At 66.8% G+C, this 17,734-nt stretch carries 17 protein-coding genes; 5 read left to right on the forward strand and 12 right to left on the reverse strand.

From position 1 onward, the window contains the following. Positions 1 to 162: 162 nt before the first annotated feature. From KY49_RS33025 to KY49_RS33035, 3 genes are all read right to left on the reverse strand, one after another. Complete coding sequence (locus KY49_RS33025; protein ID WP_042588439.1) at positions 163 to 672, reverse strand: OmpA family protein; 510 nt, start codon at positions 670 to 672, stop codon at positions 163 to 165. 87 nt (positions 673 to 759) lie between these two features. After that, positions 760 to 2,028, reverse strand: coding sequence for a diguanylate cyclase domain-containing protein (locus tag KY49_RS33030; protein WP_042588440.1), 1,269 nt, complete (start codon positions 2,026 to 2,028; stop codon positions 760 to 762). Beyond that, the gene (locus KY49_RS33035) at positions 2,025 to 2,726 is read right to left on the reverse strand and encodes a YfiR family protein (RefSeq protein ID WP_042588441.1); all 702 of its coding nucleotides are present in this window, start codon (positions 2,724 to 2,726) and stop codon (positions 2,025 to 2,027) included. Before KY49_RS33035 ends, KY49_RS33030 begins: the two co-directional genes overlap by 4 nt. A gap of 509 nt (positions 2,727 to 3,235) precedes the next feature. Between KY49_RS33035 and ampC the strand changes: the two genes are divergently transcribed. From ampC to KY49_RS33055, 4 genes are all read left to right on the forward strand, one after another. Continuing rightward, positions 3,236 to 4,411 (forward strand): class C beta-lactamase, encoded by a 1,176-nt coding sequence (gene ampC, locus KY49_RS33040; RefSeq protein ID WP_042588442.1) that lies wholly within the window; start codon positions 3,236 to 3,238, stop codon positions 4,409 to 4,411. A gap of 48 nt (positions 4,412 to 4,459) precedes the next feature. After that, the gene (locus KY49_RS33045; RefSeq protein WP_042588443.1) at positions 4,460 to 5,173 is read left to right on the forward strand and encodes a hypothetical protein; all 714 of its coding nucleotides are present in this window, start codon (positions 4,460 to 4,462) and stop codon (positions 5,171 to 5,173) included. Positions 5,174 to 5,447: 274 nt separating this feature from the next. Beyond that, a complete protein-coding gene (locus KY49_RS33050) occupies positions 5,448 to 6,767 on the forward strand; it encodes a hypothetical protein (RefSeq protein ID WP_231636615.1) in 1,320 nt (439 codons plus the stop codon). Positions 6,768 to 6,929: 162 nt separating this feature from the next. Further along, entirely contained in the window at positions 6,930 to 7,265 is a 336-nt protein-coding gene (locus tag KY49_RS33055; protein ID WP_042588933.1) for a hypothetical protein, read from the forward strand. A 46-nt stretch (positions 7,266 to 7,311) separates the two neighbouring features. On the opposite strand, the gene KY49_RS33060 is transcribed toward KY49_RS33055, so the two are convergent. Then, complete coding sequence (locus tag KY49_RS33060) at positions 7,312 to 7,863, reverse strand: GNAT family N-acetyltransferase (protein WP_042588444.1); 552 nt, start codon at positions 7,861 to 7,863, stop codon at positions 7,312 to 7,314. A gap of 190 nt (positions 7,864 to 8,053) precedes the next feature. Here KY49_RS33060 and KY49_RS33065 point away from each other — a divergent pair, with 190 nt between their 5' ends. Then, a complete protein-coding gene (locus tag KY49_RS33065; protein ID WP_042588445.1) occupies positions 8,054 to 9,295 on the forward strand; it encodes an NAD(P)/FAD-dependent oxidoreductase in 1,242 nt (413 codons plus the stop codon). Between the two features lie 27 nt (positions 9,296 to 9,322). Here the strand turns inward: KY49_RS33065 and KY49_RS33070 are convergent, their stop codons facing one another. The 8 genes from KY49_RS33070 to KY49_RS33105 all read right to left on the reverse strand — a co-directional run bounded on the left by KY49_RS33070 (position 9,323) and on the right by KY49_RS33105 (position 17,703). Further along, positions 9,323 to 10,081, reverse strand: a complete 759-nt coding sequence (locus tag KY49_RS33070; RefSeq protein WP_042588446.1) for a FadR/GntR family transcriptional regulator — start codon at positions 10,079 to 10,081, stop codon at positions 9,323 to 9,325. Between the two features lie 111 nt (positions 10,082 to 10,192). Next, entirely contained in the window at positions 10,193 to 11,065 is an 873-nt protein-coding gene (locus tag KY49_RS33075; protein WP_042588447.1) for an amidohydrolase family protein, read from the reverse strand. Positions 11,066 to 11,095: 30 nt separating this feature from the next. After that, complete coding sequence (locus KY49_RS33080) at positions 11,096 to 12,037, reverse strand: ABC transporter substrate-binding protein (protein ID WP_042588448.1); 942 nt, start codon at positions 12,035 to 12,037, stop codon at positions 11,096 to 11,098. A 39-nt stretch (positions 12,038 to 12,076) separates the two neighbouring features. Further along, on the reverse strand, positions 12,077 to 13,114 hold the full coding sequence (locus tag KY49_RS33085) for an ABC transporter permease (RefSeq protein WP_042588934.1): 1,038 nt from the start codon (positions 13,112 to 13,114) through the stop codon (positions 12,077 to 12,079). Between the two features lie 21 nt (positions 13,115 to 13,135). Further along, positions 13,136 to 14,692, reverse strand: a complete 1,557-nt coding sequence (locus KY49_RS33090; protein WP_042588935.1) for a sugar ABC transporter ATP-binding protein — start codon at positions 14,690 to 14,692, stop codon at positions 13,136 to 13,138. 35 nt (positions 14,693 to 14,727) lie between these two features. Continuing rightward, the gene (locus KY49_RS33095) at positions 14,728 to 15,504 is read right to left on the reverse strand and encodes an SDR family oxidoreductase (RefSeq protein WP_042588449.1); all 777 of its coding nucleotides are present in this window, start codon (positions 15,502 to 15,504) and stop codon (positions 14,728 to 14,730) included. Positions 15,505 to 15,543: 39 nt separating this feature from the next. Beyond that, positions 15,544 to 16,821, reverse strand: a complete 1,278-nt coding sequence (locus KY49_RS33100) for an L-fuconate dehydratase (RefSeq protein WP_042588450.1) — start codon at positions 16,819 to 16,821, stop codon at positions 15,544 to 15,546. A gap of 39 nt (positions 16,822 to 16,860) precedes the next feature. Continuing rightward, positions 16,861 to 17,703, reverse strand: coding sequence for an ureidoglycolate lyase (locus KY49_RS33105; RefSeq protein WP_042588451.1), 843 nt, complete (start codon positions 17,701 to 17,703; stop codon positions 16,861 to 16,863). Positions 17,704 to 17,734: the final 31 nt, after the last annotated feature.

Consider the following 17,734-nt stretch of genomic DNA (forward strand, 5'->3'; position numbering starts at 1 on the left):
CGTTCACGTGTCTGCGTGACGATGATTGCAACCAGCCGTGCCGGGATATTCGCGTATCCGTGCTGGCCGGATTGCCCATGGCAAGCTACCACGCGCAACTACTGCGCACAGATGCGCAATTTGCGTCGAGACCTCCCGGCCGTGCCCAGAAACTAAGCTCCCTCACCTCGGCGAAACCACGATCGCCGCTCTTCGATTCTGCGCCCTGCCCGCCGGCGTCCGGTTATCCCCCACCGGTTCGCGCTTCCCTCTCCCCACGATCGCAATGCGCTTCGCATCCAGCCCGACGTCGACGAGTTCGATCGCCACGACTTCGGCACGACGCCTGGACAATTCCAGGTCGTACGCATCCGCGCCCTCCTCGTCCGAGTACCCATAAACGCGCACCCCGTTGATCCCCACCGAACTGAGCGTGCGCCCGATCCGCTCGACGATCCGGCGAACGTCGGGCTTGAGGTTGTAGCGGTCGAAATCGAACAGGATCGGTCCGGTCGAGCCGAACTCGAAACCTTGCTCGGTCTCATGGAACCCGGCCGACTTGAGCGCCGTGACCTGCGTCTGCGTCAGTCCGCGATAAGGCGGCGGCGTCTTGCAGCCGCCGAGCAGCATGCACAGCATCAGCGCGCCGCCGATGCACATCCGCCCAATGCTCACAGGAAACGGGTTTTCCATCATCGCATCCCCTTAAAACGCGCCCGCCATGCACGCACGGTTTCAAACCGCTGCGACAACCCCGCCCTCTGCACGACGCGATAACCCTCAAGCCGGCCCGGCGACCCCTTCAGCCAACTGCCACGACCCCGGCCGTGTGCGCTTGGCCCGGTACATCGCGGCATCCGCCGCACGCAGCAAGCCGCTCGCGTCCGACGCGTGATCGGGATACAGCGCAATGCCGATACTCATCATCGTGGGCACCGCGCGGCCATCGGCCAGCACGATCGACGGCGTCATGCCGGACAGGATCGCATCGGCGATCCGGACGACACTGTCCGCTTCGCGCACGGGCGCCAGCATCACGGCGAATTCGTCGCCGCCCAGGCGAGCGACCAGATCGGCCTCGCGCAACTGCGCGCGCAGCCGCGTCGCGATGCCGATCAGCACCACGTCGCCGGCTTCGTGGCCGAAGCCGTCGTTGATCTCCTTGAAGCGATCGCAGTCGAGATACAGGACGGCAACCCGCTGGCTCGTCACCGCGGCCTCGCGGAGGGCGAGCGTGAGGCGTGATTCGAACTGCGCGCGGTTCGGCAGGCCCGTGAGGGCATCGTGCGTCGCTTTGTGTTCGAGCGACGCGTTTTCGTCGCGCAGGGTGTTCTGCCAGTCTTCCAGCTCGTCGAGCAACGCATTGAAGTCGTCGCCGAGCTGGTTCAGTTCGGCGATCGCCGCGGGCTCGACCCGCTGCTCGAACGCACGCTCGCGCCGCACGGCGTGAGCGACGCCGGCCAGCGCGCGCAACGGCGAAACGATGCTGCGCAGCAGGCGCTTTGAACTGACATAAGCGCCGAACACGCTGACGGCCAGGCAGCCGAGAATGCCGCCGACACCTCCCAGCAGGAAACCGAAGAACTGGTGCCCTCGCCCGCGCACGACGACGCGACCGACGACGCTGCCGTCGTGCACGACCGGAATGGTCACCGGCCCAGGCAGCGCAAGGTCGGCGACGCTTCGCTCGAGCCGGGCGATCTTGCTGCCGGCGGGCAACTGCCACGTCGCGAACGGCTGCCCCTTGCCATCCGTGACCACCACCTGCGCCACGTCCTCGTCGCTGGCGATCAGCGCGATCGCCTCGGCCGCCGCGACGCGGTCGCCGAACACGAGCGCCGCCTCCACCGTGTAGCCGAGCGAGCGGGCCAGCAGGTTCAGATTGTTGCCGGCATAGGCACGCAATGCGATCACGGCGACCACGATCAACGACACGGCGGCCATCGCGACGGCGACGAACGCCAGGCGCAGGTGCGCGCGGCGCAACACGCTTTGCAGCGTCGGGCGCGACATGCGTGAAGGGGAAACGGGGAGCGCGGACCGTGTCATGGCGTCACCGGCCGCCGCGCAAGGTTGAGCACATTCGGGTGAACGCGCACGCCGCTGCGCGCCACGGCGTCGAGATTGACGTCGAACGTGACGCGTTCGCCGTCGACATTGAGACAGAACATGCTGCCCGCGGTGCAGGGCGGATCGTGTTCCGCAATCGTCAATACCGGATGGCCGGCCACCGCGGCGCTCACCCGCGTTCGCTCGTCGTCGCTCAGGGTGCCGAAATAGACGATGTCGCAGGCCATGCCGAGCGACGCATCGTCGGAGCGAACGCGCTGCACGTCGATCTGCGTCGAGCCGGCCTGCAGCGTGTCGATCAGGCCGCGCGCGTAGTCGGGCCGGCCCGTCACGCACAGATGCAGGCTGACGGGCGTTGTCGGCCAGCGCGTGAAGCTGACGATGCCCAGCACGACCTGACGTACGGCGGCGTCGAGTGTCGAAATGGCGGAATCGGCGCGGCTCGCGACGGCGACGATGCGCACGGTGTCGGCCGAATCGACCGCACTGGCGGGAGCCCCGGCGAGTACGGCGAGCGCCGCGCCCAGCACGCAAGCCACCGTGAGCAACGCTTGGCGGCGCAACGAGGCGGCCCGGCCGGGCCGGCCGGACGTCGTCCGCGCGGCGCTCGCCGCCGCGCCCGTTGGCGTCGTTGCAGTCGCAAGACTGGCAGACGCCGCGCACACTGTCGCATCCATGATCGAAACATCCGCTGGCGCCGCTCCCGGCGCCGCCTCCTGCCCCCGCCCTGCGCGTGCAGACACCGCATCATGCGCACGATTGCTTCATATTAGGTACAAAGTCGCGCGGACGACCAGTGAGAAACACCCGCCACAAGCGTCCGATAGCACGTTGAACAAGTGCAGTGCGCGATTTATACAGGCGAATGCCGAACCCGCCGTCGACCCGGTCCAGACGTCGGCGAATTGTTCAGCGGATTGGACGCCCGTATCTGGCGTTCCGCGCCCCGGGGCGCACGAGCAAGAATTTCTTTTGTCTCCAACAAAATATCCTCGCTTGTCGTCGTGCACTCCCCACACGACAATCACCCATCCGCCGCATGCCTCAGGAGTTCGTTGAATCAGAAACCGGCATCGGCAGGGATGCAAGACAACGGCTTTCCAGATTTTCTCCATATGGCATCGTGAATTTGGCAAGCCGCCGCGCAATTTCCAACTTGGCATCAATCTAAAGGAATCCAAAAAATATGAAGCACGGGATCAAGCGCATCATGGCGGCCGCATTATTTTCCACGTGTGCAACGGCAACCATCGGCTACGCGGCCAATGATCGGCGGGACACCGTCAAGAGCGTATCGGACAGCGTCGTCTTGCCGATCATGGCGAAATACGGCATCCCGGGAATGGCAGTAGGAATCGTTGCAGACGGGCAGACGTACGTTTTCAACTATGGCGTCGCATCGCGGCAATCCCGGCGGCCCGTCACGCGCGATACGCTGTTCGAGATCGGGTCCGTCAGCAAGACGTTCACCGCAACGCTTGCATCCTGGGCGCAAGTCACCGGCCATCTTTCGATGTCGGACAAGGCCGGAAAGTACCTGCCGAACCTGCAAGGCAGCCCGTTCGGCAACGTCAGCCTCGTTGAACTCGGCACACACACGCCTGGCGGAGTGCCTTTGCAGGTTCCAGGCAACATCCGGAACGAAGATCAGTTGATGCGGTATCTGAAGGACTGGCGCCCCACCTACTCGCCGGGCGCCTATCGAACCTATTCCAACGTGAGCATCGGGACGCTCGGCCTGATTACGGCGACCAGCATGGGGCAGCAGGACTTCGCCGTGCCGTTGTCCCGTCATCTGCTATCGCCGCTGGGGATGAAGAGCAGCTACGTCGACGTGCCGCGCTCGCGTATGGCCGATTATGCACAAGGCTATACAAAGGACGGCGCGCCGACCAGGATGACCACCGACGTGTTGTCTTCGAAGACGTACGGGATCAAGACGACCGCCGCCGACCTGCTTCGTTTCGTGCAAGCCAACATGGGCGAAGTGAAGCTGGACAAACCGCTTCAGCAGGCAATCACCGACACGCACACCGGCTACTTCAACGCAGGTCCGATGACCCAGGACCTGATCTGGGAGCAGTATCCGTATCCGGTCGCATTGAAGACGCTGACCGAAGGCAATTCCTTGTCGATGGCACTCAATGCAATGCCGGTCGAGGAGATCAAGCCCCCTCAAGCGCCTCAGCAGCAGGTCTGGATCAACAAGACCGGTTCGACCGACGGGTTTGGCGCATACGTGGCTTTCGTTCCTGCCCGGCACATGGGCATCGTCATCCTGGCCAACCGGCACTACCCGAACGAGGAACGGGTCACGGCCGCGTACCGGATACTGACGTCGCTTGGCCTTGACGGTCGATAAGCGCACACCCCGAATATACTGTCCCGTTTCTTCTCGACGCTTACCGCCATGTACTACTGGAACCAGCACAATTTCGAAGGGCTCCTGAAGCTGGCGGAAACGTTCGATGCCTGCCCCGAACTGAAGCCGCTCGCGGACTATTGCCGCTTCCGCGAGCAAGGGTTGCGTCGATATGCATTCGCCGCGCTCGAATGCTTTCTCGACGCTTCGCACTCGTTTGACAGCACGACGGCCCGGCGCGCCGCCATCGACATCCTCGAGGCCAATGCGCGGACTTCGGAAGCGCATCAGTTCCTCGCGCAACCGCTGACGGCCCGATTCCTGCTGCCGACGTTGCAGGCGTGGATGCACGAGGAGCCGGATGCGAACCTGCCGGTCCGGTGGCTTGGCATCCTCGAGCGCGACGATGCACTGCTGGCCGACGCGCTCGCGATGTGCCCCGACGACATGCCGGTCCGGACGATGCTGATCGGGCGTGCACTCGACTCCGTCGACTTCGCGACCCATCATCTCGACGAGTCGCGCTTCATCGGCAGCGTCGATCACGCGCTTGCAAAACTGGAGCGCGCAAGGCGCCTCATCGCCGATGCGCCGGATGCCGCCGCGTTCGCTCGCCTCGCATCGGAAGTGGACCATTTCGCCCAACTCGTAGCGGACTGGCAAGCGTGGTCACGGAATCCGGTCGGCTCGTTTCCCGAATGGTGCGCGGCGCAAGGGCGGGATTATCGATACGCGGTCAAGATCTACTACAGCCAGTCGTGATGCGGCGTTGTCTGGATTGTGCCGGCCCGCTGTCACTCATCGATGAAGACGGCTATCATCCGGCGACCAGGATCAAAAAAGCACAATGAATCTAATCGAGAGAATCTTCCGCAGGCGGCCGTCTTCCACTGCAACCGTATCCACTGCACCTGAGCCAGTGCCAGCGCCAACATCAGTGCCGGCGCCGGCGCCTGTGCCTGTATTCGCACCTATCCCCACGTCCGACCCAAAGCCCAAGCCCGCGCAAACAATCTATTTGGCGCAAGGCCGGCAAATGCAGCTGTGCACCGCGCTCGAAATGCTTGCCACCAGCACCGATCGCGAGCTGATCGCTATGTGCATCTCGCACTACTCGGGTTATGTCCGGGAAGCGTCGATCAACCGGGCGGTCGAGCTCGGCGGCAGCGAGTTTCTCGAGCCGATCGCCAAGCGCGTGAACGATTGGGTGCCCGTGGTTCGCAACGCGGCAACGGACGCGCTGAACAAGCTCCTTGCAACCGTCGCCGCCGTGCATTTCGTCGCCCTGCTTCCCGGACTGCGCGATCTCTTGTCGGCCACACGCATCGACCACAGTGCATGGCTGCTCGGGTTCGAGAAGCGCATCGTGCACGCCGGCGGCGCCGAGGCGATCATCACGGCGATGGCAAGCGCGGATTTCCGCCTCAAGCGCACGGCCTATCTGCTGGCGATCGACCATCAACTGTTGCCACTCGCCGATCTGGTCAAGCGTGCCCTGCGATCCGGTGACATCATGACCGCACAGCGTGCAGTCGCACTGCTCGAACGCGTGCCGATGCAGGATCGTGAGCGGTGCATCGAGCTCGCCGCGGCGTCTCCGTTCGGACCGGTCCGGTATGCGGCGTTCAGATACGTGACGAGCGATCGGCTCGACGCCGATCAGGAACCCTTCCTGTGGCGCGCGATATTCGACTCGCAAGGCTGCTTGCGGTCCGCCGCCGCGCGCTTGCTCGACGAGCGTGGACGGGATGTCGTGGGACGATGCATCGCGATGCTCGAAAGCGGGAAGCTGTCGGGTACGCAAATCCGCGCCGGCTTGTCGCTGCTCGCGGAGCGACACGCGCCGGAAGCCACTGCAATTTTGGAGAAATTTTCCGGCGACCCGCGCGCGCATCTTCGCGCGCATGCCGTCGTGCTGCTGGCCCGGTTGACGCCGTCGCTCAAGGACGAAATCGCGGCGCGTGCGCTGCTCGATCCGGCGCGCAGGGTGAGAAAAGCCGGGGTTCGCCAGTGCGCGCTCGGTGCATTCGTTTCGCTCGAACAAATCGAAACGATGCTCGCCCGGCACGGAGATCGTTATGCGGCGCTGGCGATCTGCGCGAGGAATCCGTGGGATTACCTCGCTTGTCTCGTGCTCGTTGCGGAACACCGGACGCCGTCCGAAGGCGCCGATGACGACCTCGCCCTCGCATTGCGAAAATGGATCGACAACTCGATTTCCGCCTGGACGAAGCCCGGTGCTCAGCATCGGCAGATCCTGTCGCGTCCGAATGCCGGTTCGCGGCTCGTCGAACTGGCCCGGGATCGACATCAAGCATTGCGTGACCTGTTGAGAGAAGCAGGAATAGAGATGTGATCGGCATCCTTGCCGGACGTCACGTCGAAAGCGGTAGCGGCGACCGACCATGCGCGGTCGATCGACATCTTGGGGTGAATCGCTAACAATCATTTACTCGCTTGGAACGTCGAGTAAGCACTCGTCGGTATTTGAACCAGGAAATTGACGGAGTCGGTCACCATGAGTTTTCACACGCAGGTTTGGGTTCATCCTTTCGATGGCGAGCCGTTGAATGTCGCCGCCGCTCGGGAAGTGCTGTCGAAGTTTCTTGACGAATATGCACTTGGTCACGACGTCTTGAGCGACCTGTCCGAAGCATGTGGCTCGGCTCTGCCAACTTCGACGCTTTTCTTTCTGGACAGCATGTCGGTCATCATGCTTTTCGACAAACTGGCCGAATGCCTGCCCCACACGTCATTTGCAGTAAAGGGCTCCGGGGAAGATCCCCGTGATATATGGACACGAGAGTACGCTGACGGAGCCGCGACGTTCGAGGCCGGCCCCTTCCATGACTAAGCCGGCGGCCCAAAGCAGGCAGGTGTTGTCAACACCCAACAACCACCTACTCCCGCCGCTCCCGCTTGAGCAACCCATACAACGCGCTATCCGACACCTCGTCCCCAACCATCCACCGCTCCCGCAGCAGCCCCTCGCGAACGAATCCGAGCCGTTCGAGCACGCGCGCCGACGCCGCATTGCGCGGGTCGATATCCGCCTCGATCCGGCGCAGATCCAGCGTGCCGAACGCATGCCCGACCAGCGCGGCAGCCGCTTCACTCGTATATCCGCGGCCCCAATGCGTGCGCTTCAGGCTAAAGCCGATTTCCGCCCGCCGACAGGATTCGTGCACATTGAAGAGCGCGCATTCGCCGAGCACTTCACCGGTTGCCCGCAATTCGATTGCACAAGTGAGGTCCTCCCCGCCGGCGGCAGTCGACAACTTGCGAGCCACGCGCTCCGTTGCCTGATCCAGGCTCGTCATCGGCGGAAACGAGAAATAGCGCATCGCCTCCGCATCCGACCAGATCGCGAACAGCGCGTGTGCGTCATCTTCCTGAATCGGCCGCAGGTTCAAGCGGGCGGTGGTCAGCGTGACGGGCTCGAACAATGACATGGCGGTGGGCAGGCATGAAAAATGGCGGCCCATTAAAACATCTGGGCCGCCGGCCGACAACTGTATGAAGAAGCAGTATCGGCATCCGCTATCGGGCACACTTGGCCCTCCGCCCCGGTCCCGGGTATGCTTGATCCCCACACGTGCTCCTCGCCCCCCATCTCCCGACCACTCGCTTCAGCAAACATCGATGGATTTCGACGTCATCGTTCTAGGCGCAGGCATCGTCGGCGTCTGCGCCGCCCTCCATCTGCAGGATCGCGGCCGCAAGGTCGCCCTCGTCGATCGCGGCGCACCGGGCGAAGGCACGAGCTTCGGCAACGCTGGGCTGATCGAGCGCTCGTCCGTCGAGCCCTACCCGTTCCCGCGCAGCCCGTTCACGCTGCTGCGCTACGCGTTGAACCGCTCAACCGACCTCTACTGGCACGGCGCGTCGCTGCCCGCGTTCGCGCCGTGGCTCGCGCGCTTCTGGTGGGAATCCGCGCCGCAGCGCCACGCGGCGGCCGCGCGCGACATGCTGCCGCTGATCGAGCGCTGCATCGTCGAGCACGACGCGTTGATCGCGCGCGCGGGCGCCCACGCGCTGGTACGCGCGAGCGGCTGGCTGGAAGCGTTCCGCTCGCCCGCCGCGTTCCAGCGCGGCCTTGCCGACGCGCAGCTCACCGCGCGCCGTCACGGGCTCGGCGTGACGCCGCTCGACGCGGCGGCGCTGCTCGCACAGGAACCGAGCCTCGCGCCGGGCTTCTGCGGCGCGCTGCATTGGCTCGATCCGAAAAGCGTCGTCGATCCCGCCGGCCTCGTCAAAGCATACGCGCGGCTCTTCGAGCAAAGCGGCGGCACGCTGCTGCACGGCGACGCCACGAGCCTCGACGCGCTGTCGCCCGGCTGGCAGGTCGCGACGCGCGACGGCGCGGCAGCGGCGCCGGCGGTCGTCGTCGCGCTCGGCCCGTGGTCGGACACCGTGTTCGGGAAATTCGGCTATCGGATTCCGCTGCGCGAGAAGCGCGGCTATCACATGCACTACGCGCCATCGGCACGCGGCGTGCCGTCCGCGCCGATCGTCGATCGCGAATACGGCTACGTGATCGCGCCGATGCAGCGCGGGCTGCGCCTGACGACCGGCGTCGAGATCGCGCGCCGCCACTTGCCGCCGACCGGCGTGCAGCTCGACCGCGCGGAACGGCTCGCGCGCCCGCTGTTCGGCTTCGGCGAGCGGCTCGATCCGCAGCCGTGGCTCGGCTTCCGGCCGTGCACGCCGGACATGCGGCCGGTGATCGGCCCCGCCCCCGCGCATCGCGGGCTGTGGTTCGCGTTCGGGCACAACCATCACGGGCTGACGCTCGGCCCCGTCACGGGCCGCCTGCTCGCGGAAATGATGACCGGCGAGACGCCCTTTACCGACCCGTCGCCGTATCGCGCCGACCGCTTCTGAACGGCGCGCGGCAGCGCCGCGTCAGGCTCAATCGCAGGCTCGCCCGAAGATGCGGATCACCGAATCCAGATGCTCGGCCATCGCGCGCCGCGCGGCGTCCGCGTCGCGCGCGCGAATCGCGTCGAGAATCGCGCGGTGCTCGCGCTCCGAACGGTGCGGCATGTCGCTCGGCATATAGAGCGACTGCAGCCGCTGGAACATCGGATCGTACTTGTGCGCGAGCAGTTGCTTGATCATCAGCGCATAGGCCGGGTTGTCGCTCGCTTCGGCGATCCGGATATGGAACAGGCGGTCGCCGGGATGCGTGCGCGAGCCGCTGCGGTTGTCTTCCTCGTTGCGCAGGAAGGCCTCGTGGATGCCGGCGATCTGCGCGTCCGACCCGTGCGTCGCGGCCAGCGCCGCAGCCTCCGGCTCGATCAGCCGGCGCGCCTGCAGCAACGCAAACGGCGGGATTTCCGTATCGAGATCGAGCGCGATGCCGAGCTCGGGGTCGATCTCGACCACCGCAAGCGCGCCGGGCTGCGAGCTCCGTTCGGGCGGCAGCGCGGCCGCTTCGGGATGACGGACCTTCACGCCGTCGCCGACGCGCACGCTGACGAGCCCGCTCACCTCGAGCGCGATCAGCGCCTCACGCACCGACGTGCGCGACACGCCGAACTGCTCGGCCAGCTCGCGCTCGGGCGGCAGATAGCTGCCCGGCGGAAAATCGCCGGACGCGATCATCGAGCTCAGCCGGTCGGCGATCTGCTGGTAAAGGCGGCGGTTCTGAATCGGCTGGATGGACATACGCTGAAGCGGGTCGTCGGTTTGGGTGGAGCGCAGCGGCAGGGACACATTCCCAGGCCGCAAACGCTATCGTAATTCTGTAATTCTATATGCCGGCATCGAGGCCGCGCGTCACGCCGCCACCCCGTAGCAACGCGCCGCCGTGCCGCCCCACACCGCACGCCGCTCGGGCTCCGACAAGCGCGTCGCCGCCCATCGCTCGACCAGCGCGACGACCTGGTCATACGAAGCCGCCAGCAGGCACACGGGCCAATCGGAACCGAACATCAGGCGCTGCGGACCGAACACCTCCAGCGCGGCGTCGAGGCATCGCTCGATCCGGCTGAAGTCCTGCGGCCTCAGGCCCTGCGCCCAGTCCGCTTCCGTCACGAGCCCGGACAGCTTGCACGCGACGTGCGGCAGCGCGCCCAGCTCGCGCAATGCGTCGCGCCAGCGCGGGAAGGCCGTTTCGTCGCGCTCGAATTCGGCGAGCGCGGGCTTGCCGAGATGATCGAGCACGAGCCAGTGCGCATCATGGCGTGCGCAGAACGCGCGCACGTCCGGCAACTGGCGCTGAAACACCAGCACGTCATACACGTAGCGCTGCGCCTGCAGCCACGCGATGCCGCGCTCGAACACAGGCCGGGAGACGAACGCGGCGACGTCGCCTTCATCCTGGACCTGATGCCGAAAACCGAGCAGCTTGTCCCGGCCCCACTCGGCCACATGGTCCGCGAGCGACGGGGAACCGATATCCTCCCAGCCGACGACGCCCGCGATGCGCGCGTCGCCGCGCGCGAGGCCGAGCAGGAACGAGGTTTCCTCGCGTCCGGCGCGCGCCTGCACCGCGATCGACCGGTCCAGCGCGTGCGCGCGCAGGAGCGGATGCAGTTCGTCCGGCAGGCGATCGCGGGCGAGCGCGTCCATGCCCGCGCAGATCCACGGGTAGTCTTCCGCGCGATAACGCCAGAAGTGCTGATGAGCATCGATGCGCAAGTCGGTCATGGGAGAAATGTCGGAGTGCATTGGTCCCGCTCAGTCATACAGCGCCGCCGCCACCTTCGGATCGTCGATGTTGGTCTTGTCGTACCAATAGAAGCCGGTATCGATGATCTTCGGCAGCTTCTCGCCCTTGATCGCCTTCACGGCCGCCTCGACGGTCCGGTAGCCGATGCCGACCGGGTTCTGCGTGATCGCGCCGGCCATCAGCCCGCTGCGGATCGCGTCCTTCTGCTGCTTGCCGGAGTCGTAGCCGACGATCACGACCTTGCGCTTCATCTCCCGCACGCCGTTGACGACGCCGATCGCCGATCCTTCGTTGGTGCCGAAGATCCCCTTGAGCTTCGGATACGCCTGCAGGATCGACTTCGTGACCTCGGTCGACTTGAGCTGGTCGCCTTCGCCGTACTGCACGGTCACGACGCGAATCTTCGGATAGGCGGACTTCATCCGCTCGACGAAGCCGTCGCGCCGATCGATGCCGGTGCGGCTCGTCTGGTCGTGCGCGACGACCGCGACCTCGCCTTCCTTGCCGATCAGCTCGGCGAGCTTGTCCGCCGCGAGCGACGCGGCGGCCTTGTTGTTGGTGGCCGCGGTGGTCACCGGAATGTCGCTGTCGACGCCGGAGTCGAACGCGACCACGGGAATCTTCTCGGCCTGCGCCTTCTTCAGCAGCGGCAGCGCGGCCTTGCTGTCGAGCGCCGCGAAGCCGAGCGCGGCCGGCTTCTTCGCGATCGCGGCCGACAGCATGTCGATCTGCTTGTCGATCATCGCCTCGGTCTCGGGGCCCTCGAACGTCACCTTCACGTGATAGTCCTTCGCCGCCTGCACCGCGCCTGATTTCACGGCCTGCCAGAACTGGTGCTGGAAGCCCTTCGAGATCAGCGGGATGTAGGCTTCCTGCGCGTGCGCGGCGGCCGTGAGGCCGATGGCGAACGTCACGCCGACGATCGCGTTCAACAGCGGGTTCCTGATCACTTCGCGTCTCCTTGTCGTATTGCGGTATTGCGCGTCGGGTCAACGGCGCCGCCGGCGCAGGATGTCGAGGTAGACGGCCAGGATGATGATCACGCCGGTCACGACCGTCTGCCATTCCTGCGCGACCGACATGATGCGCAGGCCGTTGGTCAGCACGCTCATGATGAACGCGCCGATGATGGTGCCGAGTATGCTGCCCGCGCCGCCCGACAGCGACGTGCCGCCGATCACGACCGCCGCGATCGCGTCGAGCTCGTAGCCCTGGCCGAGCGCGGGCTGCGCGGAGTTCAGGCGCGACGCGATCAAGAGGCCGGCGATCCCGCACACGGCGCCGCTGAACGTATAGACGCCGATCTTCCACGCGTCGACCTTCACGCCCGACAGCCGCAGCGCCTCCTCGTTGCTGCCGAGCGCGAACGCATAGCGGCCGAAGATCGTCTTGTTCAGCACGACCGACGCGCCGATCGCGACCAGGAACAGGATCAGCACCGCGTTCGGGATCGGCAGCGCCGGAACCAGGCTGCCGATCAGCGAATCCTGCGCGATCGACGTGAAGCCCGGCGTGTCGTTGAAGTAGATCGGGCGCGTGCCGGATATCACCAGCGACAGCCCCTTCAGCAGCATCATCATGCCGAGCGTCGCGATGAACGGCGGCACTTTCATCTTCGCGATCACGATGCCCGACACGCAGCCGGACAACGCGCCGAAGCCGAGCGCGGCGACGATCCCGACCGGCAGCGGCATCCCCCAATAGGTGAGCACGACGCCGGTCATCACCGCGCAGAACGTCATCAGCGTGCCGACCGACAGGTCGATGCCCGACGTGATGATCACGTAGGTGCACGCGACCGCCAGCACGCCGTTGACGGCGGTCGCCTGCAGGATCGTGACGAGGTTGTCGACCTCGAGAAAGTTCGGCGATGCGACGCTGAAGAACGCGATCAGCAGCAGCAGGCTGGCGAACGCCAGCAGCCGCTGCCGCGCGGCCGGGTTGAAGAAGCGTGCGCGCAAGCCGGACGCGCCGGCCGGTGCGTCGCCGGAGGCGATCGGAGGAACGGGATGCGTATCGTTGGACATGGTCATCGGTCAGCGTCGGATTCAGGGGATGACGGTCGACTCGCGCTGCGTGGCGAGCTGCATGATCTTTTCCTGGGTGGCCTCGGCCGCGCTCAGCTCGCCGGTGACGCGGCCTTCGCACATGACGAGGATGCGGTGGCTCATGCGCAGCACTTCGGGCAGCTCGGACGAGATCATCACGATCGCCTTGCCGTCGGCCGCGAGCGCATCGAGCAGCTTGTAGATCTCGCTCTTCGCGCCGACGTCGATGCCGCGCGTCGGCTCGTCGAAGAACAGGATGTCGCAGTCGCGCAGCAGCCATTTCGCGATCACGATCTTCTGCTGGTTGCCGCCCGACAGCAGCCGCGCCGGCTGCGCGACCGACGGCGTGCGGATCGCGAGCCGCCGCACGTACGCATGCGCGGCGTCGCGCATCGCGCGCGCGTCGAGGAACACGCCGCGGCGCACGAAGCGGCGCAGGCTCGGCAGCGCGATGTTGTTCTGCACGTCCATGCCGACCGCGAGCCCGAAATGCTTGCGGTCTTCCGACAGATAGCCGATGCCGTGCGCGACCGCGTCGGCCGGCGTGCGGATCGTCGCCCGCGCGCCGTGCACGCGGATCTCGCCCGCATCGACGGGGTCGGCGCCGAAGATCGCGCGCGCGACCTCGGTGCGGCCCGCGCCCATCAGGCCCGCGAACCCGAGGATCTCGCCGCGCCGCAGCGTGAAGCCGACGTCGCGGATCGCGCGGCCGCGCGACAGGCCGCGCACGTCCAGCACGACGTCGTTGGCCGACGTGTCGGGCGGCGTGCGCAACGGCGCGTCGAGCTGGCGGCCGACCATCATCGCGATGATCGCGTCCATCGACGTGCCCGCCATCGGCACGGTCGCGACGTACTTGCCGTCGCGCATCACGGTCACGCGGTCGGCGATCCGGCGCAGCTCGTCCATCCGGTGCGAGATGTAGACGATGCCCACGCCGTGCGCGCGCAGGTCGCGGATGATCCGGAACAGCTCGGCGATCTCCGCGTCGTTCAGCGCGGCGGTCGGCTCGTCCATGATCAGCACGCGCGAGTCGAACGACAGCGCCTTCGCGATCTCGACCATCTGCTGGCGCGCGACCGTCAGCCGGCCGACCGGCATGCGCGGGTCGAGATCGAGCCGCATCCGCGCGAAGATCGCGGCGGCGTCGCGGTTCAGCCGCTCCTCGTCGATGAACGCGCCGAACCGGCCGCGCGGCTCGCGCCCGATGAAGATGTTCTGCGCGACGCTCAGGTGGTTCATCAGGTTCAGCTCCTGATGGATGATGCCGATGCCGAGCGCCTGCGCGGCGCGCGGCTCGGCGACGTCGACCGCGCGGCCGTCCAGCAGGATCTCGCCGCCGTCCTTCTCGTAGACGCCCGCGAGGATCTTCATCAGCGTCGACTTGCCCGCGCCGTTCTCGCCCATCAGCGCGTGCACCTCGCCCGCCTGCAGGTCGAAGCGGCAGTCGTCGAGCGCCTGCACGCCGGGGAAGCGCTTGCTGATGCCGCGCAGCTCGACGAGCGGCGCGCGCGCGTGCGGCGGCTGGATGGGTTGCCGGGTCGGGTCGGATTGCATGTCGGCGTCCTGGGTGCGGGCCACGTTCGCGCCGTTCAGCCGAGCGCGCGGTCGAGGTGCGTATAGCCGCCGTCGACGAACAGCCATTGCCCGGTCGTGTGCGACGCGCGCTCCGACAGCAGGAACACCGCCGTGTCGGCGATCTCGTCGACGGTCGTGAAGCGCCGGCCGAGCGGAATCCTGCCGGCGATCCCGGCCAGCTTCGCGTCGGGATCGTCGAACCCGGCGATCCAGTTCCGGTAGAGCGGCGTCATCACTTCGGCGGGCACCACGGCATTGACGCGCACGCCGTCGTCGCGCAGCGACGCCGCCCATTCGCGCGTCAGCGCGAGCTGCGCGCCCTTCGCCGCGCAATAGCCGCTCGTGTCGCCCTGGCCCGTGACGGCCGTCTTCGACGACACGTTGACGATCGCGCCGCGCGCCGCCTTCAGGTGCGGCACGCAGTAATGCGCCATCACGTAGTAGTGGATCAGGTTGCGTTCGAGCGACGCGACGAACGCGTCGCGCCCCGCGTCGAGGCCGACACGGTCGTTCACGCCCGCGTTGTTCACGAGGCCGTCGAGCCGGCCGAAGCGCGCGACGGCCTGCTCGACCGCGGCGCGGCACTGCGCGTCGTCCTGCAGCTCGACCGCGAAGAACGCCGCGCGCGCCTGCCGGCGCTGCAGGTCGCGCCAGAACGCGTCGTCCGGCGCGTGGCGCGCGAACACCACCGGAATCGCGCCCTCGTCGGCGAGCCGCGTCGAGATCGCGGCGCCGATGCCCGACGCGCCGCCGGTCACGATCACGACCTTGTGCTGCAGGTTCAAGTCCACGTTGCGTCTCCGTCGTTCCTGTTGTCGCCGCGTGCCGCGTCAGCCCCGGAAGCGATACTGCTCCAGCGACTCGGGCTTCATCTCGATCGAGAAGCCCGGCGCCGTCGGCGGCAGGTAGGCCGCGCCGCGCACCACGCACGGCGTGACGAAATGCTCGTGCAGATGATCGACGTACTCGGTCACGCGCCCCTCCTTCGTGCCGGAGATGCACACGTAATCGATCATCGACAGGTGCTGCACGTACTCGCACAGCCCGACGCCGCCCGCGTGCGGGCAGACCGGCAGCCCGTATTTCGCGGCCATCAGCATCACCGCGAGAATCTCGTTGACGCCGCCCAACCGGCACGCGTCGATCTGCACGACGTCGATCGCGCCGCGCGCGATGAACTGCTTGAACATCACGCGGTTCTGGCACATCTCGCCGGTCGCGACCTGCACCGGCGCGATCGCCTCGCGAATCTTGCGATGCCCTTCGACGTCGTCGGGGCTCGTCGGCTCCTCGATGAACCACGGCCGCGCGAACGCGAGCTCATGCACCCAGTCGATCGCCTCGTCGACTTCCCATACCTGGTTCGCGTCGATCATCAGCTTGCGGTCGGGGCCGATCACGTCGCGCGCGATCGTCACGCGGCGGATGTCGTCCGCGAGGTTCGCGCCGACCTTCAGCTTCACGTGGTCGAACCCGGCGTCGACCGCTTCGCGGCACAGGCGGCGCAGCTTGTCGTCGCTGTAGCCGAGCCAGCCCGCGGACGTCGTGTAGCAAGGGTACCCCTCCCGCTCCAGCGTGGCGATGCGTTCCGCCCTGGCCGGCGCCTGCCGCCGCAGGATCGCGAGCGCCTCGTCCTCGGTGAGGCAGTCGCGCAGGTAGCGGAAATCGATCGCGCGCACGAACGCCTCCGGCGACAGGTCGGCGACGAGCCGCCACAGCGGCTTGCCTTCCACCTTCGCCCACAGGTCCCACACCGCGTTGACGACCGCGCCGGTCGCGAGATGGATCGCACCCTTGTCCGGCCCGATCCAGCGCAGCTGGCTGTCCGACGTCATGCGCCGCCAGAACCGCCCCATGTCCTCGCGAATCCAGTCGAGGTCGAGACCGACGACGAGATGGCGCATCGCGTCGATCGCCGCGCAACAGATCTCGTTGCCGCGCCCGATCGTGAACGTGAGCCCGTGCCCTGCGAGGCCTGCGCGATCGGTCTCGAGCACGACGTAGGCGGCCGAGTAATCGGGGTCCGGGTTCATCGCGTCGGAGCCGTCGAGCGCGCGCGAGGTCGGAAAGCGCACGTCGATGACGCGCATCGATCGAATGATAGGCATGGCGAACGATCCGGGAAAAGGGGTCCGGCGGGTCCGGAATCAGGCCTGCACGGTGCGCTGGCGCTGCTCGCCGAGCCCGTCGATGCCGAGCTTCATCACCTGGCCCGCGCGCAGGTAGACGGGCGGCTTCTGCCCGAGCCCGACGCCCGGCGGCGTGCCGGTCGAGATCACGTCGCCCGGCTGCAGGCTCATGAAGCGGCTCAGGTAGCTGACGAGGAACGGCACGCGGAAGATCATCGTCGCGGTCGAGCCGTTCTGGTAGCGCCGGCCGTCGACGTCGAGCCACAGCCGCAGCGCGTGAGGGTCGGGCACCTCGTCGGCCGTCACGAGCCACGGCCCGAGCGGGCCGAACGTGTCGCTGCCCTTGCCCTTGTCCCAGGTGCCGCCGCGTTCGAGCTGGAATTCACGCTCCGACACGTCGTTCACGACGCAGTAGCCGGCGACGTGCGACAGCGCGTCGGCCTCGTCGATGTAGCGGCCGCCCCGGCCGATCACGACGCCGAGCTCGACTTCCCAGTCGGTCTTCTCCGACCCGCGCGGAATCTCGACGTCGTCGTTCGGCCCCGCGATCGCGCTCGTCCACTTGCCGAACACGACCGGCTCCTTCGGCACCTCCATCCCGGATTCGGCCGCGTGATCGGAATAGTTGAGCCCGATGCAGATGAACTTGCCGACCCGGCCGACGCACGCGCCGAGCCGCGGCGCGCCGCCGACGAGCGGCAGCGTCGCCGGGTCGATGCCCGCGAGGCGCGCGAGCGACGCGGGCGCCAGCACGTCGCCGGCGATGTCGTCGACCACGCCGGACAGGTCGCGCAGGCGGCCCTGCGCGTCGAGCAGGCCGGGTTTTTCATGATGCTTCGCGCCGTATCGGAGCAGTTTCATGTCGTCGGGAATGAGGAAGGTGAAGGTTGCG

It is taken from the genome of Burkholderia sp. MSHR3999 (genome assembly GCF_000833595.1).
Lineage (GTDB): Bacteria > Pseudomonadota > Gammaproteobacteria > Burkholderiales > Burkholderiaceae > Burkholderia > Burkholderia ubonensis.

Excerpts from the sequence above, each read along its gene's own strand:
- KY49_RS33065 (WP_042588445.1), top strand. The coding sequence starts at position 8,054 with ATGGATTTCGACGTCATCGTTCTAGGCGCAGGCATCGTCGGCGTCTGC.
- ampC (WP_042588442.1), top strand. The coding sequence starts at position 3,236 with ATGAAGCACGGGATCAAGCGCATCATGGCGGCCGCATTATTTTCCACG.
- KY49_RS33100 (WP_042588450.1), bottom strand. The coding sequence starts at position 16,821 with ATGCCTATCATTCGATCGATGCGCGTCATCGACGTGCGCTTTCCGACC.
- KY49_RS33090 (WP_042588935.1), bottom strand. The coding sequence starts at position 14,692 with ATGCAATCCGACCCGACCCGGCAACCCATCCAGCCGCCGCACGCGCGC.
- KY49_RS33105 (WP_042588451.1), bottom strand. The coding sequence starts at position 17,703 with ATGAAACTGCTCCGATACGGCGCGAAGCATCATGAAAAACCCGGCCTG.
- KY49_RS33030 (WP_042588440.1), bottom strand. The coding sequence starts at position 2,028 with ATGACACGGTCCGCGCTCCCCGTTTCCCCTTCACGCATGTCGCGCCCG.
- KY49_RS33035 (WP_042588441.1), bottom strand. The coding sequence starts at position 2,726 with ATGGATGCGACAGTGTGCGCGGCGTCTGCCAGTCTTGCGACTGCAACG.
- KY49_RS33045 (WP_042588443.1), top strand. The coding sequence starts at position 4,460 with ATGTACTACTGGAACCAGCACAATTTCGAAGGGCTCCTGAAGCTGGCG.
- KY49_RS33075 (WP_042588447.1), bottom strand. The coding sequence starts at position 11,065 with ATGACCGACTTGCGCATCGATGCTCATCAGCACTTCTGGCGTTATCGC.
- KY49_RS33025 (WP_042588439.1), bottom strand. The coding sequence starts at position 672 with ATGGAAAACCCGTTTCCTGTGAGCATTGGGCGGATGTGCATCGGCGGC.
- KY49_RS33060 (WP_042588444.1), bottom strand. The coding sequence starts at position 7,863 with ATGTCATTGTTCGAGCCCGTCACGCTGACCACCGCCCGCTTGAACCTG.
- KY49_RS33055 (WP_042588933.1), top strand. The coding sequence starts at position 6,930 with ATGAGTTTTCACACGCAGGTTTGGGTTCATCCTTTCGATGGCGAGCCG.
- KY49_RS33050 (WP_231636615.1), top strand. The coding sequence starts at position 5,448 with ATGCAGCTGTGCACCGCGCTCGAAATGCTTGCCACCAGCACCGATCGC.
- KY49_RS33085 (WP_042588934.1), bottom strand. The coding sequence starts at position 13,114 with ATGTCCAACGATACGCATCCCGTTCCTCCGATCGCCTCCGGCGACGCA.
- KY49_RS33070 (WP_042588446.1), bottom strand. The coding sequence starts at position 10,081 with ATGTCCATCCAGCCGATTCAGAACCGCCGCCTTTACCAGCAGATCGCC.